This window comes from Pseudopontixanthobacter vadosimaris, from assembly GCF_012979275.1.
GTDB lineage: Bacteria > Pseudomonadota > Alphaproteobacteria > Sphingomonadales > Sphingomonadaceae > Pseudopontixanthobacter > Pseudopontixanthobacter vadosimaris.
The window spans coordinates 402048-424306 of the sequence record NZ_JABASZ010000014.1 but is presented as its reverse complement, the minus strand read 5'-3'; the positions used below and the strand labels follow the sequence as shown (position 1 = coordinate 424306).

Annotated in this window: 22 protein-coding genes and 1 tRNA gene; 17 read left to right on the top strand and 6 right to left on the bottom strand. The window is 62.0% G+C overall.

Annotated features, from left to right (window positions below):
* Positions 1-104 precede the first annotated feature (104 nt).
* The 4 genes from HG250_RS04275 to HG250_RS04260 all read right to left on the bottom strand — a co-directional run bounded on the left by HG250_RS04275 (position 105) and on the right by HG250_RS04260 (position 4674).
* Positions 105-872, bottom strand: a complete 768-nt coding sequence (locus HG250_RS04275) for a hypothetical protein (protein WP_170002972.1) — start codon at positions 870-872, stop codon at positions 105-107.
* A 528-nt stretch (positions 873-1400) separates the two neighbouring features.
* Positions 1401-3269 carry an ABC-F family ATP-binding cassette domain-containing protein gene (locus tag HG250_RS04270; protein WP_170002971.1) on the bottom strand — a complete coding sequence of 623 codons (1869 nt, stop codon included), beginning with the start codon at positions 3267-3269 and terminating at the stop codon, positions 1401-1403.
* A 66-nt stretch (positions 3270-3335) separates the two neighbouring features.
* Positions 3336-4124: an anti-sigma factor gene (locus tag HG250_RS04265; protein WP_170002969.1), complete on the bottom strand. Its 789-nt coding sequence runs from the start codon at positions 4122-4124 to the stop codon at positions 3336-3338.
* Positions 4117-4674, bottom strand: a complete 558-nt coding sequence (locus HG250_RS04260) for a sigma-70 family RNA polymerase sigma factor (RefSeq protein ID WP_170002967.1) — start codon at positions 4672-4674, stop codon at positions 4117-4119. Before HG250_RS04260 ends, HG250_RS04265 begins: the two co-directional genes overlap by 8 nt.
* A 371-nt stretch (positions 4675-5045) precedes the next feature.
* On the opposite strand from HG250_RS04260, the gene HG250_RS04255 reads away from it, so the two are divergent.
* From HG250_RS04255 to rpmE, 15 genes are all read left to right on the top strand, one after another.
* Positions 5046-6176 (top strand): beta-ketoacyl-ACP synthase III, encoded by a 1131-nt coding sequence (locus HG250_RS04255; protein ID WP_170002965.1) that lies wholly within the window; start codon positions 5046-5048, stop codon positions 6174-6176.
* Positions 6177-6245: 69 nt separating this feature from the next.
* A complete protein-coding gene (locus HG250_RS04250; RefSeq protein WP_170002963.1) occupies positions 6246-6998 on the top strand; it encodes a phosphatidylserine decarboxylase in 753 nt (250 codons plus the stop codon).
* Positions 6995-7867: a CDP-diacylglycerol--serine O-phosphatidyltransferase gene (gene pssA, locus HG250_RS04245; protein ID WP_170002961.1), complete on the top strand. Its 873-nt coding sequence runs from the start codon at positions 6995-6997 to the stop codon at positions 7865-7867. The genes HG250_RS04250 and pssA overlap by 4 nt, the downstream gene beginning before the upstream one ends.
* A gap of 542 nt (positions 7868-8409) precedes the next feature.
* Positions 8410-9162: a 30S ribosomal protein S2 gene (gene rpsB / locus HG250_RS04240; protein WP_170002959.1), complete on the top strand. Its 753-nt coding sequence runs from the start codon at positions 8410-8412 to the stop codon at positions 9160-9162.
* 82 nt (positions 9163-9244) lie between these two features.
* A complete protein-coding gene (gene tsf / locus HG250_RS04235; RefSeq protein WP_170002957.1) occupies positions 9245-10171 on the top strand; it encodes a translation elongation factor Ts in 927 nt (308 codons plus the stop codon).
* A 145-nt stretch (positions 10172-10316) separates the two neighbouring features.
* Positions 10317-11075, top strand: a complete 759-nt coding sequence (gene pyrH / locus HG250_RS04230; RefSeq protein WP_170002955.1) for a UMP kinase — start codon at positions 10317-10319, stop codon at positions 11073-11075.
* 6 nt (positions 11076-11081) lie between these two features.
* Entirely contained in the window at positions 11082-11639 is a 558-nt protein-coding gene (frr, locus tag HG250_RS04225) for a ribosome recycling factor (RefSeq protein WP_170002953.1), read from the top strand.
* 37 nt (positions 11640-11676) lie between these two features.
* Positions 11677-12363, top strand: a complete 687-nt coding sequence (gene uppS / locus HG250_RS04220) for a polyprenyl diphosphate synthase (RefSeq protein WP_170002952.1) — start codon at positions 11677-11679, stop codon at positions 12361-12363.
* Positions 12350-13117, top strand: coding sequence for a phosphatidate cytidylyltransferase (locus HG250_RS04215; RefSeq protein ID WP_240956892.1), 768 nt, complete (start codon positions 12350-12352; stop codon positions 13115-13117). The genes uppS and HG250_RS04215 overlap by 14 nt, the downstream gene beginning before the upstream one ends.
* On the top strand, positions 13117-14274 hold the full coding sequence (locus HG250_RS04210; RefSeq protein ID WP_170002950.1) for a 1-deoxy-D-xylulose-5-phosphate reductoisomerase: 1158 nt from the start codon (positions 13117-13119) through the stop codon (positions 14272-14274). The genes HG250_RS04215 and HG250_RS04210 overlap by 1 nt, the downstream gene beginning before the upstream one ends.
* Positions 14275-14276: 2 nt before the next feature.
* Positions 14277-15395 (top strand): RIP metalloprotease RseP, encoded by a 1119-nt coding sequence (gene rseP, locus HG250_RS04205; RefSeq protein WP_240956891.1) that lies wholly within the window; start codon positions 14277-14279, stop codon positions 15393-15395.
* 186 nt (positions 15396-15581) lie between these two features.
* Positions 15582-18266, top strand: coding sequence for an outer membrane protein assembly factor BamA (bamA, locus tag HG250_RS04200; protein WP_170002948.1), 2685 nt, complete (start codon positions 15582-15584; stop codon positions 18264-18266).
* Positions 18266-18940, top strand: coding sequence for an OmpH family outer membrane protein (locus HG250_RS04195; RefSeq protein WP_170002946.1), 675 nt, complete (start codon positions 18266-18268; stop codon positions 18938-18940). Before bamA ends, HG250_RS04195 begins: the two co-directional genes overlap by 1 nt.
* Positions 18941-18973: 33 nt before the next feature.
* Complete coding sequence (gene fabZ, locus HG250_RS04190; protein ID WP_170002944.1) at positions 18974-19447, top strand: 3-hydroxyacyl-ACP dehydratase FabZ; 474 nt, start codon at positions 18974-18976, stop codon at positions 19445-19447.
* Between the two features lie 113 nt (positions 19448-19560).
* A complete protein-coding gene (gene rpmE / locus HG250_RS04185) occupies positions 19561-19788 on the top strand; it encodes a 50S ribosomal protein L31 (RefSeq protein WP_170002942.1) in 228 nt (75 codons plus the stop codon).
* 141 nt (positions 19789-19929) lie between these two features.
* Here rpmE and HG250_RS04180 read toward each other — a convergent pair whose 3' ends face one another.
* Complete coding sequence (locus HG250_RS04180) at positions 19930-20148, bottom strand: hypothetical protein (RefSeq protein WP_170002940.1); 219 nt, start codon at positions 20146-20148, stop codon at positions 19930-19932.
* Entirely contained in the window at positions 20139-20771 is a 633-nt protein-coding gene (locus HG250_RS04175) for a prolyl hydroxylase family protein (protein WP_170003045.1), read from the bottom strand. The genes HG250_RS04180 and HG250_RS04175 overlap by 10 nt, the downstream gene beginning before the upstream one ends.
* Before the next feature lie 192 nt (positions 20772-20963).
* Between HG250_RS04175 and HG250_RS04170 the strand changes: the two genes are divergently transcribed.
* A tRNA-His gene (locus tag HG250_RS04170) sits at positions 20964-21040 on the top strand.
* Between the two features lie 55 nt (positions 21041-21095).
* Positions 21096-22160 carry a Leu/Phe/Val dehydrogenase gene (locus HG250_RS04165; RefSeq protein WP_170002938.1) on the top strand — a complete coding sequence of 355 codons (1065 nt, stop codon included), beginning with the start codon at positions 21096-21098 and terminating at the stop codon, positions 22158-22160.
* Positions 22161-22259: the final 99 nt, after the last annotated feature.

Genomic DNA, 22259 nt, shown 5'->3' with positions numbered 1-22259 from the left:
GGTAGCAGTGGGCCGATCAAAGCCCACTCGTCACCCGACACACCAACCCGCTCACCCAATGCTGCCTCCAAAAGGTAGCCTTGAATCAGCGGTCGAGTCTCAGGTCAAGCTTTGTCCACGAAGCCTAGGCTATCGATCTTCTTCATTAGCGCGGCGAAATCATATCCACTCGAAGAGTCGGTCGCGACGAAGAAGCTGCAGTGGTGCGGATAATAGATGCCTGGCCATTTCGAAGCCTGAAGGTGCCAACCATGCTGCTGCGCCCATTCCGCCCGCTTTTCGCTTACAACTGCTGGCGAATATGGCTCATCGACGAGCACAAACTGACCATTCGCTGGATCATACCAATCCGTGGCATGATCGGAGTTCGGTAGCTTGTTGTCATGGTCTCTGCCCGGATAAGCTGCGAGGTAGTCATTCGATGGCCGCAGGCCAGTTGCCTCCATAAACCGAAGTGTTCTGGCGGCTTTGCAAATCTCGCCTCGGGCAAAATCTTGAGATTGGGCAACGGTGTCATGGACAATATGGTCCGGTGCCACCAAGCGGCCCCAAAGCCCCCTAGCCATCTTCAGTTCGAACTTGCTACATAATTCCAGCAATGGCTTCGCCAGATTGATCTGCAAGGTTTCCCGGCCTTGCCGGAACGGCCTTGTTTCCCGCCAGTAGATCGTGATGAACAGCTGGTGCTTGGACCCCGTTGGATTGGCTTGGCTAGAAAGGGATCGGCGGGCATGTTTAAAATTTTTGAAGGAAGCAGCCTTCGCAGCGATGTCCAATGCTGCGGCGTGCTTGACGCCCTGGACCTTCTTAATTTGCGTGGCCAAGCGCTCTATGCCGTCGGTGGACGACGGGCGAACATTCTCATTCAACATTGTTTTCTCCTAGCTTGGATAGGAGCGTCACCCGTCAACCGCCTTTCAAGCTCGAAAAAATGCTGAAAGTGAAAAATGTTATCGATGCAGTGCTGTCAACAGCTTCGCAATGACGGGTAGCAGGCTTGTGCTAAAGCCTTATGTATATGTGGCAACAATAATGCGTGATTGCAAGTCTGTCGGTATGTGGGAAGAGTTGCCGCCTTTGCGCCTGGAGCCGGAAATGGATGCGATCTCCCTGGCTCCGTCGACCAGCCGCTCGCGGCACTTTCGAGACGCTGCGGTATTGCCTGTAGCGCTGCCGAATACGTTGCGATATGATGCTTACCAACCTTCGTCTCATTCAGCTTCTTGGCCAAAACGCTGAACCGAACCACCGTTAAATGAACGAAAATGTGGGGGAGGGTGTGGGGGAAGCCTCGCGCTCACTTCAAGAACAGGACTGATATCAAAGCGTTATTTTGACGGTTCGATTCAAGCCCTGCCACCACCTGCCCTTCGCAACAGTGATGGACCGTGACCGATGGTTCAGGCGGCTACGGTTGCAAGCGTTTCGCTCAAATTCAGCCACTCTGCCTCGCGCTGCTCCAACCTTGCGGCGATGGCGGCGCGCTGGCGGGCCAGTTCGCCCATGGACATCTGCGCGAGGTCGCCGGTGGCGCTTTCCGGGTCGGAGAGCGCCTGGTCGAAGATGGCGATCTGTTTTTCCAGCGCGGCCATCGCCTTCTCGCAATCTTGCAGCGCAGATTTCCGTGTGCGGGCGGCCTCGCGTTCCTTGGCGAGTGTCTTCCTGTCGTTCTTCGGCTTCTTTGCGCCGCCTTCCGCTTTCGGCTGGTTCCGCCCAAGCACGAAGTCGATGTAATCTTCCATGCTGCCGTTGAATTCAGCCGCCGTGCCTTCGTCGACGAGCACGAGCCGGTCCGCAGTCAGCTCCACCATGTGGCGATCATGGCTGATCAGGATCACCGCGCCTTCGTAATCGTTCAGCGCCTGCACCAGCGCTTCGCGGGCATCGACATCCAGATGGTTCGTCGGTTCGTCCAGGATGAGCAGATGCGGCGCATCGCGGGTAATCAGCGCCAGGGCCAGCCGGGCGCGCTCGCCGCCGGAAAGCGATTCGACCTTGCTGATCGCCCGGTTTCCAGAGAAGCCGAACCGTCCCAGCTGGGCGCGCACGGCACCTGCCGGTTTGCCCTCCATCACCCGGGTCATATGTTCCAGCGGCGTGGCGTCGCCGGCCAGTTCCTCGACATTATACTGGGTGAAATAGCCGACTTTCATCTTGCCGGAGACATTCATCTCCCCTTCCATCGCGGGCAGTTGTGCCGCCAGAAGGCGCGCCAGCGTCGTCTTGCCGTTCCCGTTGCGCCCCAGCAGCGCGATCCGTTCGTCCGGGTCGATCCGCAGGTTCAGCCGCTTGAGAATGGGAGTGCCCTCACTATAACCCACTGAGGCGAAATCGAGCGTGATGAGCGGCGGCTTCAGTTCCGAAGGTGCCGGGAAGTCGAAACTGAGCGAGGGATCTTCCATCATTGCGGCGATCGGCTGCATTTTCTCCAGCATTTTCGCGCGTGACTGGGCCTGTTTTGCCGTGCTCGCCCGCGCGCTGTTGCGGGCGACGTAATCCTGAAGGCGCGCACGCTGCGCATCCTGCGAGGCCTTGGCGGCGGCAAGCTGGGTCGCGCGTTCTGCGCGCTGCCGTTCGAAACTGTCGTAACCGCCCGGGTACAGCGTCAGCTTGCCGCCCTGCAGGTGCAGGATATTGTCGACCACATTGTTCAGCAGGTCGCGTTCATGGCTGATGACGACCACGGTGGCCGGATAGGATTTGAGGAAGTTTTCGAGCCAGAGCGTCGCTTCCAGATCGAGGTGGTTCGACGGTTCGTCGAGCAGCAGCACATCGGGTGCGGAATAGAGCAGGGCGGCAAGCGCCACACGCATCTTCCAGCCGCCCGAGAAATTGTCGATCGGCTGTTCCTGCATGGCCTCGTCGAAGCCCAGCCCGGTGAGGATCCGCGCCGCGCGCGACGGGGCGCTATAGGCATCGATGGCGAGCAGCCTCTCGTGCACATCGCCCAGCCGGTCCGGATCCGTGCAGGTCTCCGCTTCGGCTAGCAGGGCGGTACGTTCCACATCGGCGGCAAGCACGGTTTCGGCAGGCGTCGTATCGCCGCTGGGCGCTTCCTGCGCGATATAGCCCAGCCGCATCCGCTTCGGCATTTCGACCGTTCCGTCATCCGGTTCCAGCGTGCCGATCATCACCTTCATCAAGGTTGATTTTCCGGCCCCGTTGCGGCCGATCAGCCCCACGCGGCTCCCGGGAGGAATCGCGGCCGTGGCCGAATCGATGATGGTGCGGCCGCCGAGGCGCACGGTGATGTCATTGATGGAGAGCATGGCCGCGCGCGTAGCACTGCCGCCCGGAAAAGCCCATCGTGCAAATGCGGGTGCGGTCCGCCCGCCTCAGGTGCCGTTCAAAGGTATCAGCGGCGTCGCACCGAGGATCCTTTCGGCAGTGGGCGCTTCGTGCGGCCGGTCGGACGGCTCCTCCAGCGAAACCGCGATCGCGCTGCCCGCGACCATGGCGTCGCGCAGTTCGGGCGACAATTGCAGCGTCACCGCCGCATCCCGGTCGGCAAAGCCGAGCGAGCGCGGGGCCGCGCCGTCCCCGATCACCCATACTTCCGGCACCAGCTCGCCTTGCGGAATGTCCGGCACGCGCAAGGTCAGCGCGCCGGTATCGCGATTGTAGACCCCGCTGAGCAGGATTTCCGCTTCGCTGCCGGTAATCTGGGCAACGCTGATGGTTTCGCCGATGTCGACAGGCCGTTCGACCTCGACAATCCGTTCGCGAACGACAGGATCGGGACGGTCGAACTGCCACAGGCCGGCAAAGGCCAGCGCGGCGAATGAGGCGGCGAGGGTCGCCAGTTTCCATCGCGTGGAGCCGCCCGCATTGTCGTTGGCAGCAGCAGGTTCCGCCCCGGTGTCAAGGGCCGGCCCCGTCAGCGCCCGCTCGATTGCCGGAAACAGATCGCGCTGCGGCCCGTCACCGGGCAAGTCCAGAAGTTCGCTCGCTGCGCGCTCCTTCCACTGGTTGACTAGAGCCGCGAAGGCCTCGTCCTGCGCCATCAGCTGCTCTGCCCGGCGACGGGTTTCATCGTCCGCGAAGCCGAAAACATATTCGGCTGCCAGCAGATCGCGTTCGGGATAATCGGCGGAGCGCATGATCGGGGGCTGATCGTCAGCCATCGGCGAGCCCCCGCTTCATCGACATCAGCCCGCGCCGGATACGGCTTTTCACCGTTCCCAGCGGGACGTTCGATTGTTCTGCGATTTCGGAATAGGTCAGACCGCGAAGGAAGGCCTCGCGAATATAGGAGCGGGTCGGATCGTCGAGATCGTCGACCAGCGCGGTGATGCGGTCGGCCTCCTCCTTGCGCACCAGACGGTCGTCGGCAGCTTCGCCGTCATCGGCGACGAACCGCAACGCCTCGTCGCTGACGGTGGTGCGGCGATTCTGGGCGCGGTACCAGTCGATGGCGCTGTTGCGAGCGACCATGCTGAGCCATGCCATCGCCGATCCCCTGGCAGGATCGAACCCGGCGGCGCGGTGCCAGACCTTGATGTACACGTCCTGCAATACGTCTTCCGCAGCATCGCGGTTTTGGACCACCCTGAAGCAGATATTGAAAAGGTCGCGGGCGCTTGCCTCATAGACGCGGCGCAGGCCCGCTATATCCCCCGCAGCGACGGCGGACAGATCATTCGTCAGCTGTGTCTGGTCAGCCAATGCCGACATGTTCAGCCATGTTGAACCCCGTCCTGCCCCTGTGCCTCATGAGCCTGATTAGCTGGTTGCTGCGTCAATGTCCCGAAAAATCCTCTGCGCGTGCATCCGCGAGCATCACCGGCGCGTAGATTGTCATGGGCATCGGAAATGATGTTCCGATCGTCAACTGAGGGCCGGACGATTGTGCGTGCTTCTTCATCGGCACGCGCTGCCCGAGTGCCACCCGGATTTTTCCAATCCGGCCGGGTCGTGCGTCAGGCCCTGAGCACGGGCTTCTTCTTCCCGGGAAGCCCGTGCTCCTTTTCGCCTTTTTCCATCTGCAGCCTGCCGGTGACCTCACAAGCTATTGCGAGGGGCGGGCGGCGTGCTAGTCAGGGCCGATGCAACCCGATTTTCATCCCGTCATATCGGCCACCGGCCTTTTTACCCCGACCGAGAGCATTTCGAACGCGGAACTGGTTGGCAGCTTCAACGCTTATGTCGAGCGCCACAACGCCGCCAATGCGGCAGCCATCGCAGCGGGCGAGGTGGAGGCGCTGCAGCCCAGTTCAGTCGAATTCATCGAGAAGGCCAGCGGTATCAAGGCCCGCTACGTCATGTCGAAGGAGCCGGTGCTCGACCCGGCTACGATGGAGCCGCGCATCGCGGAGCGCGATGACGACGAAATGTCGATCATGGCGGAGATCGGTATCAAGGCAGCACGGCAGGCACTCGACCGTGCCGGGCGCGATGCGGCGGATGTGGATGCCGTGCTTTGCGCCGCATCGAACATGCAGCGCCCCTATCCCGCCATGGCTATCGAGATCCAGCAGGGGCTGGGGATCGACGGCTTCGCATTCGACATGAACGTCGCGTGCTCCTCCGCCACTTTCGGCATCCAGACGGCAGCCGATTACGTGCGGGCAGGCAATGCGCGGTCGGTGCTGGTGGTCAGCCCGGAAATCACCTCGGGGCACCTCAACTGGCGCGACAGGGACAGCCATTTCATCTTCGGCGACGTGGCGACGGCGGTGCTCGTCGAGGATTCCTCCATCGCGCCGACACCGCATTGGGATATCCTCGGCACGAAACTGAAGACCGTCTTCAGCAACAATATCCGCAACAATTTCGGCTTTCTCAACCGAGCGGACCCCGGCAGCAGGGATACGCCCGACAAGCTGTTCGTCCAGGAAGGGCGAAAGGTCTTCAAGGAAGTCGTGCCGATGGTCTCGGCCCTGATCCTGGAAGAAGCCGAAAGGCTGCGGATCGATCCTGCCAAGCTGCGCCGCCTTTGGCTGCACCAGGCGAATGCAGGCATGAACCGCCTGATCGCGCAGCGCGTGCTGGGGCATGAGGCGGATGAGGATGAAAGCCCGACAGTGCTCGACACCTACGGCAATACATCCAGCGCCGGATCGATCATCGCGTTTCACCTGAATTCGGACGATCTGGAAGCAGGTGACGAGGGTCTGATCTGTAGTTTCGGTGCGGGCTATTCCGTGGGCACCGTCTTCGTGAAGCGCCATGCCTGACCGGGATTCAGGGCGGCTGCCAGGTGAGGGGCCGCTTGTGGATGCGGCCGGCAGGGCGTAGGCCGGGGCATGGCTGGGGAAATCTTCGACAACAGGGGCCGCGGCGATGCCGGCTGGCGGATGCCCTCCATTCACCCCGAAGGGCGGCGTTACGGGCTGATTGCGCTCGGCGTGGCGCTGATCCTGCTGCTGGTGCTCGACTGGGAATTGGTGGGCTGGCCCGCACTCGCGCTGGCGATCGGCATCTTTGCCTTCTTTCGCGATCCCGAACGGGTGGTCGTCCGCGACGATGATCTCGTCCTCTCGCCCGCCGACGGGCAGGTGGTGCAAATCGAGCATGTCGCTCCGCCTGCCGAACTCGTCGACGACGACGGGAGCGGAACTGCGGGCCTGACGAGCGAGCCAGTAACCCGCATCTCGATTTTCATGAGCGTGTTCGACGTGCATATCAATCGCGCGCCCATCGGCGGCACCGTCCGGCGCGTCGTGTATATGCCGGGGCGGTTCCTGAATGCGCAGCTCGACAAGGCGAGTGCCGAAAACGAACGGCACCACATCCTGATCGAGCGGTCGGACGGGCGGAGGATCGGCTTTACCCAGATCGCGGGTCTGGTTGCGCGGCGCATCGTACCCTGGGTCAAGAGCGGCGACATGCTTGCCGCCGGCCAGCGCGTCGGGCTGATTCGTTTTGGCAGCCGGGTCGACATCTATCTACCCGCCGGCACCGATCCGGCGGTGCTGATCGGCCAGCGAGTCATCGCCGGGGAAACCATTCTCGCCCGCTTCGGGCACCAGGAATTGATCGAAGGTGTGCTGCAATGAACCAAGACGACCGCTGGATCGGCCCCAGGGCCGCTGAAGACGAGGTGCCGCAGACACAGGGCGGTGCCCGCGGCCTGTCGCTGCGGGCTGTGCTTCCCAATGCCATCACCGCCGCAGCATTGTGCAGCGGGCTGACGGGTATCCGCTTCGCCATCTCGGGCGATTGGGCGGAAAGCATCGTCGCCGTTATTCTGGCCGGGGTGCTGGACGGCCTGGACGGCCGGGTCGCTCGCATGCTGAAGGCGCAGTCGCGTTTCGGGGCTGAAATGGACAGTCTGGCCGATTCGCTGTCCTTCGGGATGGCCCCTGCGCTGATCCTCTACCTCTGGTCGCTACAGGATCTGACCCGAATCGGCTGGTTCGCCTGCCTTGCCTTCGCAATCTGCTGTGCGCTTCGCCTCGCGCGCTTCAACGCACAGATCGATACTGACGATCAACCGCATAAATCGGCAGGGTTCTTTACCGGCATTCCGGCACCAGTCGGCGCAGGCCTGGCTTTCCTCCCGTTCTATATCTGGATGGCGACCGGTTCGGCATTCTTCCGTGAGCCGGTACTTGTCGGCATATGGCTTGCGATTATCGCATTCCTGATGATCTCGAACATCGCCACGCTCAGCTGGAAATCCATACGCCCACGGCGGAATGTCCGTCTTGAACTGATTGGTGCCGCAGGCCTGCTTTTCGGTGCCCTGCTCCTCGAACCCTGGTGGTCACTGATCGGCATCTGCGTGATCTACCTTGCGCTGATGCCTTACGGATTTTACCGCTACGCCAGGGTCAGGCGGCAGCGGTCAGCGAAGCGCGTTCCGGTCGCGACGCTGAACGCAAGGGGCGGGCCGGACGGGGCTGCGCCCGATAGGGGGGCATAGCTGGCTGAACAGGCACGCCTGTGCAGATTATGCTGACGGGCCGGCCCGCATCCATCATCGCGAGCATCCCGCGCAGACGGCTGGCGCCATGGGCAGCTCGCGAAATCCCGTCGACCAGGACAAGCGATGCCGCGGCAGCAGCGGCAACAAACAAGGTGGAAAAAACAAAGGCGAGCATGACAATGATCTTTCTTGACGAGCCTTCGGACGATCCGAGCGCCTGTGTATATGTTTGGGGATAAGCCCCGGATAAGGATTGCGTTCCCTGTCCGACACGTTTGTTCTCTTTTCGTTCTTGCTTGTCAAGGCGGAATTGCGACAGGTGTGAATTTTTTTGCGACGAATTGGGTCTGGTAATTTGATCCTGGAGCGTCTAAAGGCGCGCTATCTGCCATATTGTCGGCCCGATTTCCAGGTCGCTGTCTGGCGGACAAATCCACATGAAAAGCACCACATACCGGTGCCGCAGCGGGTAACGGGGCTCCTCGCCCCCGCCGCACGGTTCCAGCTTTTCAGAGGCTCAACCGGAAAGGAATTCTACTATGGCGGCACCTACCGTCACGATGCAGCAGCTTATCGAAGCCGGTGCGCATTTCGGCCACCAGACTCATCGCTGGAACCCGCGCATGAAGCCGTATATCTTCGGTGCGCGTAACGGCGTTCACATCATCGACCTTTCGCAGACCGTGCCCCTGATGGCGCGTGCGCTCGATTTCGTTCAGCAGACGGTCCGCGCGGGCGGCAAGGTTCTTTTCGTCGGCACCAAGCGGCAGGCGCAGGAGCCGGTCGCGGAAGCGGCGCGTGCTTCGGGCCAGCATTTCGTGAATCACCGCTGGCTTGGCGGAATGCTGACGAACTGGAAGACGATTTCCGGTTCGATCAAGCGCCTCAAGACCCTGGAAGAGCAGCTTTCGGGCGATACTTCGGGCCTGACCAAGAAGGAAGTTCTTCAGCTGACACGTGAGCGTGACAAGCTCGAAATGTCGCTCGGCGGCATCCGCGACATGGGCGGCATTCCCGATGTCATGATCGTCATCGACGCGAATAATGAAGATCTCGCCATCAAGGAAGCCAATGTTCTCGGCATTCCGGTGGTCGCGGTTCTCGACACCAATGTCGACCCCAGCGGCATCGCTTTCCCGGTTCCGGGCAATGACGATGCGGCCCGCGCCGTGCGCCTCTATTGCGATGCCTTCGGCGAAGCAGCCCAGACGGGCAAGGGCGAAGCAGTCGCGCAATCGGGTCAGGATTTCGGCTCGATGGAAAATCCGCCGGCAGAAGCTGCGACCGCCTGAGAGCGTCGACGCAGAAAATTCGGGCGCCGGACGGGTTTGAGCCGTCCGGCGCCGCAAACATTATCCGAAAAGGAACAGACATATGGCTGCCTATACCGCCGCTGATGTGAAGAACCTGCGCGAAAAGACCGGCGCGGGCATGATGGATTGCAAGAAGGCCCTGTCGGAAACCGATGGCGATGTCGAAGCCGCCGTCGATGCCCTGCGCGCCAAGGGCCTGGCTGCTGCCCAGAAGAAGTCGAGCCGCACGGCCGCAGAAGGCCTCGTCGGCGTGGCCGTTTCCGGCAATCGCGGCACCGCTGTCGAGGTGAATTCGGAAACCGATTTCGTTGCCAAGAACGATCAGTTCCAGGATTTTGTTCGGCAGGTGACGCAGGTCGCCCTCGAAAAGCAGGCCGATGATGTCGACGCACTGAAGACCGCCGAATATCCGGGTGGCGGCACCGTGTCCGACAAGCTGACCGGCAATGTCGCGACCATCGGCGAGAACCAGCAGATTCGCCGCATCAAGAGCGTATCGGTGGCCAATGGCGTCGTGGTGCCCTACATCCATAATGCCGCTGCCCCGAACCTGGGCAAGATCGGTGTCCTGGTCGCGCTGGAAAGCGAAGCGGGCGCAGATGTTCTTGAACCGCTGGGAAAGCAGCTGGCGATGCATATCGCAGCTGCTTTCCCGCAGGCGCTCAACGCCGAGGAACTGGATGCCGACGTGATCGAGCGTGAGCGCGCGATCGCGAAGGAAAAGGCTGCCGAAAGCGGCAAGCCCGAAAATGTCCAGGACAAGATGGTGGAAGGCGCGGTGAAGAAATTCGCCAAGGAAAATGCGCTGCTCAGCCAGATCTGGGTGATGGACAACAAGACACCCGTTTCCGAAGTCGTCGCGAAGGCCGGCAAGGATGCCGGGCATGAGATCGTGCTGAAGGATTACGTGCGCTTCCAGCTCGGCGAAGGTATCGAGAGGGAAGAAAGCGACTTTGCAGCCGAGGTTGCGGCTGCCGTCGGCGGTTGAAGCCTTCCGATTGACGCAGAGATGAAAGCCCGTCGGACGATGCGTCCGGCGGGTTTTTTGCAAAGCCGCCTTATGCCTTGGCAGGACGCCGCGCGCGTCTATAAGGCTTGGAACTCCCCCGCTTCGACGAAAGACCCCATCTTCCATGCCGGCTCCTGAATACAAACGTATCCTGCTCAAACTTTCGGGTGAGGTGCTGATGGGGTCGCAGGAATATGGCATCGATCCCGCCTATGTCTCGCGCCTTGCCGAAGAGGTGAAGGCGGCACGGGCGACCGGGCTGGAGGTCTGCCTGGTGATCGGGGGCGGCAACATCTTCCGCGGCATTGCGGGCGCTGCACGCGGCCTCGACCGCACGACCGGCGATTACATGGGCATGCTGGCGACGGTGATGAATGCCCTCGCCATGCAAAACGCGCTGGAACAGCTGGGTGTCGCGACACGGGTGCAATCGGCCATTCCGATGGCGACGGTGTGCGAACCCTATATTCGGCGGCGGGCGGAACGACATCTGGAGAAAGGCCGCATCGTGATCTTTGCTGCCGGAACCGGAAATCCGTTTTTCACGACGGATACGGGCGCGGCCTTGCGGGCGGCAGAGATGAATTGCGACGCCCTGCTGAAGGGGACCAGTGTGGACGGGGTTTACGACCGCGATCCGAAGCTGTTTCCCGAAGCGCGGCGATACGATACAATCACTTATGGCGAAGTTCTGTCACAGAATCTGAAGGTGATGGACGCTGCCGCGATCTCGCTTTGCCGTGAGAACAATATTCCCATCGTGGTGTTCTCGATCCGTGAGCGCGGGAATGTGGCGCGCGTTCTTGAGGGCAGCGGCGTTCAGACCATTGTGCAGGAACAGGGCGTGCAGGAACAGGGCGTACAGGAACAGCTTGAGGATTAAGCAATTATGGCGAAATATGATCATTCCGATATCGACCGCCGCATGGGCGGCGCAGTGGAATCGCTGAAAAGCGATCTTGCCGGTCTTCGCACCGGGCGCGCCAACACGACCCTGCTGGATCCGGTACATGCCGAGGTTTACGGCGCGATGATGCCCTTGAACCAGGTGGCGACCGTTTCTGCGCCCGAGCCCCGGATGCTGAGCGTGCAGGTCTGGGACAAGTCCAACCTGTCCGCCGTCGAGAAGGGCATCGCGAAGGCCGGGCTGGGCCTCAACCCGATGATCGACGGACAGACCATTCGCCTGCCGATCCCCGATCTGACGGAAGAACGGCGCAAGGAGCTCGCCAAGCTGGCAGGCCAATATGCCGAAAAGGCGAAGATCGCCATTCGCAACGTCCGCCGCGACGGTATGGAAGCGCTGAAGGAAGACGAGAAGAAAAAGGACATCTCCGAAGACGATCGGAAGCGGCTGGAGGAGGATGTCCAGAAGCTCACCGACAAGCATGTCGCCGAGGCGGATCGCGTGTCGGAAGCCAAGGAAAAGGAAATCATGACGCAGTAAGCGTCGTGCGACCAACGCCATAACCGGGGCAGTTTAAATGGGCGAGGACAGCGACAGCCGTGCGCGGCACGTCGCGATCATCATGGACGGGAACGGCCGCTGGGCGCGGCAGCGCGGCCTGCCGCGTGCCATGGGCCACCGGCGCGGGGTCGAGGCAGTCCGCAATCTGGTCCGGTCGGTTAAGGGCTTGGGGATCGAATGCCTGACCCTGTATGCTTTCTCGTCCGAAAACTGGAAACGTCCGGAGGATGAGGTCAGCGATCTGATGCAATTGATGCGCCGGTTCATCCGCAGCGATCTACCGGAATTCGTTGCCAATGACGTTCGCCTGAAAATAATCGGGGATTACAAGGCGTTGGCGCCCGACATTGTTGAAATGCTCGAAAATGCGCTGGAGAGGACGAGCAAGGGTTCGCATGTCCTCGCCGTGGCGCTCAATTACGGCTCGCAGCAGGAGATTGCCCGCGCCGCCACGGCCGCGGCGGCGGCGGGCGAGATCAATGCCGAAACCATCGCGGCCCATCTCGACACGGCGGATTTGCCGCCGCTGGATCTGCTGATCCGCACCAGCGGCGAGGTTCGCCTGTCGAATTTCCTGCTCTGGCAATGCGCCTATGCGGAAATGATCTTCACCGAAGTGCTTTGGCCTGATTTCACTCCGGATCATTTGCGTCGCGCGCTGGACCAGTTTTCGGCAAGGGAGCGTCGTTATGGCGGGCGATGATCTGGCTGCGGTGGAGCGCAAGCGCGACCGCCTGAAGCGGTACATGACCGTACCTTTCGCGGTGCGGACGTCCGACCTTCCGAAGCGGCTCGCGTCCGCGACCGTCATGGCGATCATCGCCGGCACGGCCTTGTGGCTTGGCGGATTGTGGCTCGACATTTTCATTTTCGCTGTCGCTTTTGCCACGTTTTGCGAATTCGCCTTTCTGATCTCGCGGATTACGGGAAACTGGCCAGCTCGCATCGCTGCGGCACTCGCCGGTGCGGTCTATATCGGCGTGGCTGCCTTCGTTCTGGCGGGCGCAGGCAATTTCCTGCTCGTTCTGGTCATCGGGGCAACCATCGCGACCGATACAGGGGCCTATTTCATGGGCCGGGCATTGGGCGGGCCGAAGATCGCGCCTGCGATTAGTCCATCGAAAACCTGGGCAGGGCTGTGCGGCGGAATGCTTGCCGCCGCCGCGTGGGTGATCGTCTGGGTCTTGTTCATGAACGATCCGGAGGCCCTTGGCCCCGGCTTCGCGCTGGGCATATCGGAAAGTTTCGGCAATCTGTGGGTTGCGGCGCTGGTGGGCGGTGTCCTCGCGATCGTGGCGCAGGTGGGTGATTTCTTCGAAAGCTGGATGAAGCGCAAAGCCGGTCGCAAGGACAGTTCCAACCTGATCCCGGGGCATGGCGGCTTTTTCGACAGGGTGGACGGCATGCTGCCCGTTGCGCTGGCCGTCGCCGCAATTGCCAGTATCGCGGTGAACTGATGGCCGCGCGCAGCATCTCCATCCTCGGCGCGACCGGATCGGTGGGCGCATCGACGCTCGATCTCATCCGCCGCAATCGCGACCAGTGGCGGGTGGTGGCGCTCACCGCAAATTGCAGCGCGAGCGAATTGGCGGCGCTCGCCAGGGAGTTCGAAGCGCAGGTGGCCGTTGTCGCGGATGAGGCGCACCTGCCCGCCTTGCGCGATGCGCTAGGCGGCAGCGGTGTGGAAGCGTCCGCCGGAAGGCAGGCGCTGTGTGATGCCGCTGCACGGCCCGCCGATCTGACGCTGGCGGCCATCGTCGGATGCGCCGGTCTCGCCCCGACAATGGCGGCCATCGAACAGGGGGGTACGATAGCGCTCGCCAACAAGGAGGCTCTTGTTTCGGCAGGTGCGGTCATGATGTCTGCGGTAGAACGGAGCGGCGCAACCCTGCTGCCTGTCGATTCAGAACATAATGCGATATTCCAGTGCCTTGCGGGCAACATTTTGGACGATGTGCGAACCATCACGCTGACCGCAAGCGGTGGCCCTTTGCGCACCTTCAGCGCCGATGAACTGGCACGGGTCACACCGGCCCAGGCCGTCGCACATCCCAACTGGGACATGGGCGCGAAGATCAGCGTCGATTCCGCGACCATGATGAACAAGGGGCTGGAATTCATCGAGGCGCATCATCTGTTCCCGGTCGGCCTCAAAAATATTCGCATCATCGTCCATCCGCAGAGCGTCGTGCACTCCATGGTCGAATTTCGCGACGGGTCGACGCTGGCGCAACTCGGTCCGTCCGATATGCGGGTGCCGATCGCCTCGTGCCTCGCCTGGCCGCGCCGCATGGCGACGCCCTGCGCGCGCCTCGACCTCGCCGCGCTGGGCGAATTGTCGTTCTTCGCACCGGACGAGGAATTGTTCCCGGCGACGCGGCTTGCCCGGGAAGCGGTGCAGGAAGGAGGTGCGGCACCTGCCGTTCTGAACGCCGCAAACGAAGTTGCGGTGGCTGCATTCCTTTCCGGTCAGATCGCGTTCACCCGCATCGCGCCACTGGTGGCGGAGACACTCGATGCAACGCGCATCGCCGCCCCGCAGACACTGGACGACGTGCTGGCCGCAGATGCGGAAGGCCGCCGCCGCGCCGCTACCTTGCTGGAACAGGACTGATCTTGGAATCTCCCCCCTTCTGGATTTACGCCGCCGGATTTCTGCTGCTCCTCGGTCCGCTGGTCACGGTGCACGAATTCGGCCATTATCTGATGGGCCGCCTTTTCGGTGTCAAAGCCAGGGCATTCTCCGTCGGTTTCGGAAAGGAACTGGCAGGGTTCACCGACCGGCGGGGTACGCGCTGGAAATTGTCGGCCCTGCCGCTGGGCGGATATGTCCAGTTCAAGGGCGACATGAATCCGGCCAGCATCCCCGATGCAAATGAACGTGACAGGGCGAGCGCCGAGGAACGCGAGGGCAGCTTCCCTCACGCTCCATTGTGGCAACGCGCATTGATCGTGCTTGCCGGCCCGCTGACCAACATCGTCGTTGCCATAGCCATTTTTGCCGGTTTCTTCATGGCCTACGGCAATCCGGTGACCCCGCCGCTGGTGACTGGTTTCACCGAGGAATCCGTGGCGCGCGATGCAGGTATTCGCGAAGGTGACCGCATCGTCGCGATCGACGGCAGCGCGGTGGATGATTTCATGCAGGTCCGCAATGCCGTGATGCTGCAGCCGGGCCAGCCGATGGAGCTTGCGGTCGAGAGGGACGGGCAACGGCTCACCGTTCCGCTGGTGACGCAGGATTATACCTTTACCGACCAATACGGCAATCAGGGGCGGATCGGGCTGCTGGGGGTGCAGGGCGACTCCGTTGCATTTGACGAAGTCGGGCCCGTGCAGGCGATCGGCCTCGCTGCGGGATCCAACATACGCCTCGTGCAGATGATGATCGAAGGCATTCGCCAGATCTTCGTGGGCGACAGATCGGTTCGCGAACTTGGCGGACCGATAAAGATCGCCAAATATTCGGGTGAGAAATTGTCGCAGGGTGCGCTGCCGTTCATCGAATTCGCAGCGTTGATCTCAATTAACTTGGCATTCATTAACCTGCTGCCAATTCCGGCGCTCGATGGCGGGCACCTTGCGTTCTACGCCATCGAAGCGGTCCGCCGCAGGCCTGTCGGGCCGCGCGGCATCGAGTTTGCCTATCGCGGCGGTGTCGCGCTGGTGCTGGCGTTGATGGTGTTCGTGACCATCAACGATATCGTGTCGCTGCCGATCTTCGGCACGCTCTAGGCGGCGCCGTCTGCCTTGCGCGCGGGGCCGAAGGTGGCGCAGCCGACGGCAATCGCTTGATTGGCCCGGCTGCATCGGGCAGGGGGCGCGGGCAGGTCACGTCGGGGGGCGGGGCCATCCCTTTCAACAAAGGGGGCGCAGAAATACTATTGGACGGGATCACCCTTGTCGATGATTGGACGTAATATGACCGGCGCAGAAAATTTCGTTGCCGGCAAGCGGCTTGCTCTTGCCTTGCTCGGCGGAACCATGCTTGCCGGGATGCCGGCGACGGTCATGGCGCAGGACGCCGGCAACGAGGCTGATCCCGCGGCTGTGCAGCCAGCGGTTCCGGCGGTCCGGACTGCGCCGCCTTCTCCGATGGCGCAGAACGACATCATCCGCACCATCGCGGTTCAGGGTGCCCAGCGGCTGGAGCCGCAGACCATCCTCAGCTATATCAAGCTGCGCCCGGGGCAGGAATATACCCAGGAGGCCGCGGACCAGGCGCTGAAGGATTTGGCGGCCACGGAGCTTTTTTCCGATTTCACCATCCGCAACGACAATGGCGCGGTGTTGATCGAAGTGACGGAGAACCCCGTCATCAACCGGATCATCCTGGAAGGCAACAAGCGGCTGAAGGACGACAAGATCCTTCCTGAAATCCGCCTGGCGCCGCGTCAGATCTTCACGCGGTCGAAGGTTCGCGCCGATGTCGCGCGCATCCTCGAACTCTACAAGCGTCAGGGCCGCTTCGCCGCGACGGTCGAACCGCAGATGGTGCAACTGGCCCAGAACCGCGTCGATATCGTTTACGAGATCACGGAAGGGCCGAAGAGCAAGGTCCGCCAGATCAACATCATCGGCAATGAGGATTTTTCCGACAGCGATCTGCGCGGCGAGATGGTCACCAAACAGGCCCGCCTGACCAGTTTCCTGAGTTCCAACACCAGCTACGACCCTGACCGGCTCGCTTTCGACCAGCAGAACCTGCGCAAGTTCTATTTGACGCAGGGCTATGCCGATTTCCGCGTCGTATCGGCGGTCGCGGAACTCACGCCCGACAATCGCGACTTCATCATCACCTATGTCGTGGAGGAAGGCGAACGCTATCGCTTCGGCGATGTCGAGGTCGACAGCCAGTTGCGTGACTTCGACAGCGAAGCCTTGACCCGCAGTCTGCAGGTAGAGGAGGGCGACTGGTACAATGCCAAGTCGGTCGAGGACACGGTGGAGCAATTCGCCGAGCTGGCCGGAACCTTCGGCTATGCCTTTGCGGACGTGCAGCCCCAGTTCCGCCGCAACCGCGAAGACCTGACCATGGATGTCACCTTCGTCATCAGCGAAGCGCCGCGCGTCTATGTCGAACGCATCGACGTGAACGGCAACACGCTGACGCAGGACAAGGTGGTGCGCCGCGAATTCCGCCTGGCAGAAGGCGATGCGTTCAATTCGCTGGCCGTCCGCCGCAGCAGCAATCGCATTAAGTCGCTCGGGTTCTTCCAGGAAAATTTCGAGATTACCCAACGCGAGGGATCGTCCCCCGACCAGATCATCCTGGAAGCCAATGTCGAGGATCAGCCGACGGGCGAATTGCAGCTGTCCGCGGGCTTCTCTTCCATCGAGAGCTTCATCCTTGCCGCGTCGATCCGCGAGAGGAACTTTCGCGGACGCGGCCAGACGATCGGGTTGAGCGCCAATTACTCGCGCTATTCACGTTCGTTCGGCCTCAGCTTCTCCGAACCCTATGTCTTCGATCGCAACATCTCCGCCGGTATCGATATATATCGCCGCGATCTCAACAGTCCCAATTTCAACAACCAGGTTTCGCGTTACGAACAATCGACCACGGGCGGCACGCTGCGCGCGGGTGTGCCTCTCACCGAATATATTTCGCTGGTGGGCAGCTACACGTTGAATTTCGACGATGTGACCATCAGCGAGACGGAATTCTTCTCCGACCTCGATGGCGACGGTATCGAAACCTGCGATCCCTTCCGGGCCGGTCGCTACCTGTGCGATGCCCTGGGCGAGAGAACCAGTTCTATTCTCGGGCTGACCCTGGCTTTGAACCAGCTCGACAATTCCTTCCGTCCGACCAGAGGGCGCAGCATGTCGGTGACTGCCGAATATGCGGGGCTCGGCGGATCGGTCGAATATCTTCGCCTGCGCGGCAGGGCAGCGCAATTCTTCAACCTTGGCAGCGGCTTCGTCTTTTCGCTCGCGGCGGAAGGCGGCGCGATCCGTGGCCTTGAAAACCGCCCCGGCGCGGACGACGTCCGCCTGACGGATCGCTTCTTCCTCGGCGAACCGCAGTTCCGCGGCTTCGACATCCGCGGCGTCGGGCCGCGCGTGGTCCGGCAGCCGATCATTGCCGATGCGGACGGTAACCCGATCATCGTCACCGATCAGAATGACGTGCAGGATGACGCCATCGGCGGGACAGCCTATTATCTGGGCCGTGCGGAACTGGAGCTTCCCCTGGGCTCGGGCGCCAGCGAACTCGGCCTTCGCCCGTCCGTCTTCATGGATGTGGGTGCCTTGTTCAACGTGCGTCAGCCGGAACTGCTGACATCGCCGTTCCCGGAAGGTATCAGCCGGCAATTGCGGAACGCCGACGGCGAACTGCTTTTCATCGGCCCCGACAGTGCGCTGACCAACATGCCGACCGATGCCGCCGGCAATCCGCTCGATCCTGCCCTTCAGCAGGTCGCGCTTCCTTTCCAGGAAATCTTCGTCGGCGATACTGCCAAACCGCGCCTTTCGGTGGGTATCGGCGTGAACTGGAACTCGCCCTTCGGCCCGTTCCGCATCGATCTCGCCAAGGCCCTGCTGACGCAGGAAGGCGATGACACCAAACTCTTGACCTTCAACGTAGGGACGCAATTCTGATGAAAACCTTTCTCAAACCCCTGATGATGGCTGGCCTGGTCCTGACCGCATCCGCGCCGATCGCTGCCGCTCCCGCTGCTGCCCAGCAGGCGCAGGGCGTGGGCGTCGTCAATCTGAACGCCATCATCGCCCGTTCGAATGCGTTGCAGACGGCTGAACAGCAGCGTCAGACAACCTATGCGGCGCAGATCCAGCAGGCGACGCAGCGCCAGCAGCAGCTCGCCGCGCAGCTTCAGCCGCTCTACACCCAGTTCCAGACCGCGCAGCAGAGCAATGCCGGGCAGCAGGCGCTGCAGCAGCAGGCCGCGCAGATCCAGCAGATCGAGGCAGCCGGCCAGCGCGAGTTGCAGACGATCATGCAGCCGGTCGCCCTCAGCCGCGCCTATGTCCAGGAACAGATCGAGGAACAGCTGGACCGGGCGATTCAGCAGGCTGCGACCAAGAAGCGCATCGATCTCGTCATCGAGGCGGGTCAGGGCGGCGTTCTTTACGCCGCAGCGCCGCTCAACATGACGCAGGAAGTGCTGACCGAATTGAACACCCTGCTGCCCAGCGCCCAGCTTGTCCCGCCGCAGGGTTGGCTGCCGCGCGAAATTCGCGAACAGCAGGCGGCGGCAGCGGCTCAGCAGGCGCAGCCCGCTGCCGCACCGGCCCAGCAGCCCACCGGCCGCTGATAGCATCTACATGGATAGCGAAGGGGGAGGGTGATGAGCGATACCGAACGATCCGCCGGATACGACATCAAGAAGGTGCTTGCCGCCCTGCCGCATCGTTACCCCATGTTGCTGGTCGACAGGGTGAAAAGCCTGTCGAAGGGCGAAGAAATCCACGCCATCAAGGCTGTAAGTTTTAACGAGGATTACTTCCAGGGGCATTTTCCCGGTCGCCCGATCATGCCGGGCGTGCTTCAGGTCGAGGCCTTGGCGCAGGCGGCCGGTATTCTGGCGGTCGAGACGCTCGACCTCGCCGGCAGCGGCAAGCTCGTCTATTTCATGGCGATCAGCGACGCGAAATTCCGTGCTCCGGTCGAACCCGGCTGCCTGCTCGATCTGAAGGCCGGATTCGTCCAGCAGCGCGCACGCGTGTGCAAGTTCTGGGGCAAGGCCGAGGTCGAAGGCAAGGTGACATGCGACGTGCAGTTCACCGCCATGATCGCCGACGCACCGGAAGAGGGCGCCTAAAGCGCTTGTAATTGACCCTCGCTCCCGCTAGGCGCGCGGCTTTCCAGGGCAATTGCCCACACCCGATATTTGCGGGCCCGGTCGGAACCGGTCCCATGCACGGAGACTATGCCATGAAGGCCGAAACGCATCCCGATTACCACACCATCACCGTCAAGATGACCGATGGCACAGAATTCCAGACCCGTTCGACCTGGGGCAAGGAAGGCGACACGCTGACACTGGATATCGACCCCACCAGCCACCCGGCATGGACCGGCGGCAAGCAGCAGCTTCAGGAAGGCGGCCGCGTTGCCCAGTTCAACAAGCGTTTCGGCGGGCTTTCGCTCGGCAAGAAGTAAGGTTTCCTGCGATAGGCGGCTGCAAGGCCGTTTAGGAGGGCGGTCCGACGGGGCCGCCCTTTTCATTTATCCGCCAGAGATTGTCGATCGTGTCGAGAACAACCGGCTCGAGCGCTTCTGCTGGCGGCCAGGCGATTTTGCTCATTTTGGCAAAAGCCGCGTCTCTCGTTTCGCGGTCGGGCCAGAGGGCGTGGCATGATATATGCCGTCCTGTCCTACGGCCAGCAGCGACCCCAGTGATCCGAACGGCGCAAGTTCACGGGTCGCCCTTGCCCAGCTTCGGCGAAATTCCTCGGCATCTTCGGTGGCGATCCGCCAGCGATAGATCACGATCAGGGCGGGGGCGGCGATCAGTTCCACGGCCGTTCACGATACCATTTGGTAATGATGTATTTGGTGCCTCGCCGCACCTTCATCCCGTGGTGCATCGTGTGGGGATTCACGCTGCCGTCGGAGCGGCGGTTGTTCCAGCAAAGCAGCTTGCCCTGTTCGGGATTGATCGTCTTGCTGATCGATTTGAACCGCGTCCCGCCCCCCGCCTCCACATGGTTCAGATAGACCATGAAGGTCCAGCTCCGCTGCCCGGCGAGCGAACAGTAGCGGTCGTAATCAAGCCCTCCGGGCTCGAAATAATCCGTATGCGCCTTGAACTCCTGACCCAAGGCATATCGTTGGCCCTGTATCGGCTCGCCATGGGCAGGGTCGATGCCGGACAGTTCGGTGAGGGCAGTTTCCATCGCGACCACGGCGGCATCCGTCTGCGGCAGATCGCAGGTTTCGCTGGTCCTGAAAGCGCTGTCGCCATTGTCGTCGGCAATCGTGGATGGCCGTCGGTTGCCATCGATCAGTCCGACCAGCCTTTCGCAAAGCTCAGGGCCGATAAATCGGCGCAATTGCAGCAGTTCAAGCCTGCCGGTCGGGACTTGCTGCATACCGGCGCGGGTGATCAACCGTGCCACTGAAGATTCGCCGGAAGATGCCATCATGAATCAGGATATATCGGAGTTCGCCCGCTGCAAGCCCGAAATAAAGTTGCGCTTGGAAGACTTCCTGGCATTTTTCCCTTCCAAGATTGCCCTGTTTATGCAAGAGGGTCCGCCCGGTGGATACTACCCCTTGACCGGGTGGCGTTCCGCCGTAAAGCCCGCCCATCCGAAGATGCGCGGCATCGTGTGGCGATCGTAGCTCAGTTGGTTAGAGCGCCGGTTTGTGGTACCGGAGGTCGGGGGTTCAAGACCCCTCGATCGCCCCATTTTTCTCCGCTTCGCATCCGGAAGATTCTGCTCCTCGGATAACGGGATAATGCGATGACGGCCTTTTGGACCGAAGTGGATTTCGACGATCACGAACAGGTCCAGCTCCTGCGGGACAGGGCCTCGGGCCTGACCGCGATCATCGCGATCCATTCCACGCATCTTGGCCCTGCGGCAGGCGGCACCCGCTTCTGGCACTATGCCGAACCGCGCGACGCGATGCGCGACGCCCTGCGCCTCAGCCGCGGGATGAGCTACAAGAATGCGATGGCCGGTCTGCCGATGGGCGGCGGCAAGGCGGTGATTCTCGCCGATGGTGCGCATCACAAGACGCCCGACATGCTCGCCGCCTTTGGCGATGCGGTCGAGAATTTGTGCGGGCGATATGTCACTGCGGAAGATGTCGGCATCAGCGAACAGGACATGGTCGCCGTCGCCCGCCGGACCCGATACGTTTCCGGCCTGCCCGTGGATGGGGCGGGCGACGCGGGCGGCGACCCCGGTCCCTTCACCGCAATAGGCATCTATCACGGCATCCGCGCCGCGGTCGAATACAGGCTGGGCCGCAGCGACCTTGCAGGCGTCCATGTCGCCATCCAGGGTACCGGCAGCGTGGGCGGCGGCGTTGCGCGGCTGCTCGCCAAGAACGGGGCAAGGCTGACGCTGGCCGATGTGAATGCGGAACGGGCCGCTGCGCTCGCCCGCGAAGTTGGCGGTGAGGTGATCGCCACGGACGCGATCATGGGCGTGCAATGCGATGTTTTCAGCCCCAACGCGCTGGGCGCGATTCTTGACGATGACGGCATCGCCCGTCTCGAAACGACCATCGTCGCCGGGGGCGCCAACAATCAACTGGCGCGTGAGGAGCACGGCGCGAAGCTGTTCGAGCGCGGCATCCTCTACGCTCCCGATTACGTCATCAATGCAGGCGGGATCATCTCGGTGACGCTGGAATATCTGGCGCGGGAACATGGGCAGCCGAGCGACATCAACGAGGTCCGCAAACGGATCGGCCAGATTCCCGTTCGGCTGAAGGAGATCTGGCAGGAAAGCGACCGCAGCGGCGTATCGCCCGACATCGTTTCGGACCGCATGGCCCAGCGGCTCATCGGGCGATAACATCATCCGGTCCGCACCGCTCGGGGCAAGTCTTCGCACCGCTGATTATCGCAGGCTGCGCTTGCGGAACGGGCGGCTTCCTGTCAAAGGCCGCCCCTG

What these genes read in the sequence shown, in the direction of transcription:
- fabZ (WP_170002944.1), top strand. Translation starts at nt 18,974, where the DNA reads ATGAGCGATACCGAACGATCCGCCGGATACGACATCAAGAAGGTGCTT.
- HG250_RS04260 (WP_170002967.1), bottom strand. Translation starts at nt 4,674, where the DNA reads ATGTCGGCATTGGCTGACCAGACACAGCTGACGAATGATCTGTCCGCC.
- HG250_RS04270 (WP_170002971.1), bottom strand. Translation starts at nt 3,269, where the DNA reads ATGCTCTCCATCAATGACATCACCGTGCGCCTCGGCGGCCGCACCATC.
- HG250_RS04265 (WP_170002969.1), bottom strand. Translation starts at nt 4,124, where the DNA reads ATGGCTGACGATCAGCCCCCGATCATGCGCTCCGCCGATTATCCCGAA.
- pssA (WP_170002961.1), top strand. Translation starts at nt 6,995, where the DNA reads ATGAACCAAGACGACCGCTGGATCGGCCCCAGGGCCGCTGAAGACGAG.
- HG250_RS04165 (WP_170002938.1), top strand. Translation starts at nt 21,096, where the DNA reads ATGACGGCCTTTTGGACCGAAGTGGATTTCGACGATCACGAACAGGTC.
- HG250_RS04210 (WP_170002950.1), top strand. Translation starts at nt 13,117, where the DNA reads ATGGCCGCGCGCAGCATCTCCATCCTCGGCGCGACCGGATCGGTGGGC.
- rpsB (WP_170002959.1), top strand. Translation starts at nt 8,410, where the DNA reads ATGGCGGCACCTACCGTCACGATGCAGCAGCTTATCGAAGCCGGTGCG.
- HG250_RS04250 (WP_170002963.1), top strand. Translation starts at nt 6,246, where the DNA reads ATGGCTGGGGAAATCTTCGACAACAGGGGCCGCGGCGATGCCGGCTGG.
- pyrH (WP_170002955.1), top strand. Translation starts at nt 10,317, where the DNA reads ATGCCGGCTCCTGAATACAAACGTATCCTGCTCAAACTTTCGGGTGAG.
- HG250_RS04215 (WP_240956892.1), top strand. Translation starts at nt 12,350, where the DNA reads ATGGCGGGCGATGATCTGGCTGCGGTGGAGCGCAAGCGCGACCGCCTG.
- HG250_RS04275 (WP_170002972.1), bottom strand. Translation starts at nt 872, where the DNA reads ATGTTGAATGAGAATGTTCGCCCGTCGTCCACCGACGGCATAGAGCGC.
- bamA (WP_170002948.1), top strand. Translation starts at nt 15,582, where the DNA reads ATGACCGGCGCAGAAAATTTCGTTGCCGGCAAGCGGCTTGCTCTTGCC.
- HG250_RS04255 (WP_170002965.1), top strand. Translation starts at nt 5,046, where the DNA reads ATGCAACCCGATTTTCATCCCGTCATATCGGCCACCGGCCTTTTTACC.
- frr (WP_170002953.1), top strand. Translation starts at nt 11,082, where the DNA reads ATGGCGAAATATGATCATTCCGATATCGACCGCCGCATGGGCGGCGCA.
- uppS (WP_170002952.1), top strand. Translation starts at nt 11,677, where the DNA reads ATGGGCGAGGACAGCGACAGCCGTGCGCGGCACGTCGCGATCATCATG.
- rpmE (WP_170002942.1), top strand. Translation starts at nt 19,561, where the DNA reads ATGAAGGCCGAAACGCATCCCGATTACCACACCATCACCGTCAAGATG.
- HG250_RS04175 (WP_170003045.1), bottom strand. Translation starts at nt 20,771, where the DNA reads ATGGCATCTTCCGGCGAATCTTCAGTGGCACGGTTGATCACCCGCGCC.
- HG250_RS04195 (WP_170002946.1), top strand. Translation starts at nt 18,266, where the DNA reads ATGAAAACCTTTCTCAAACCCCTGATGATGGCTGGCCTGGTCCTGACC.
- tsf (WP_170002957.1), top strand. Translation starts at nt 9,245, where the DNA reads ATGGCTGCCTATACCGCCGCTGATGTGAAGAACCTGCGCGAAAAGACC.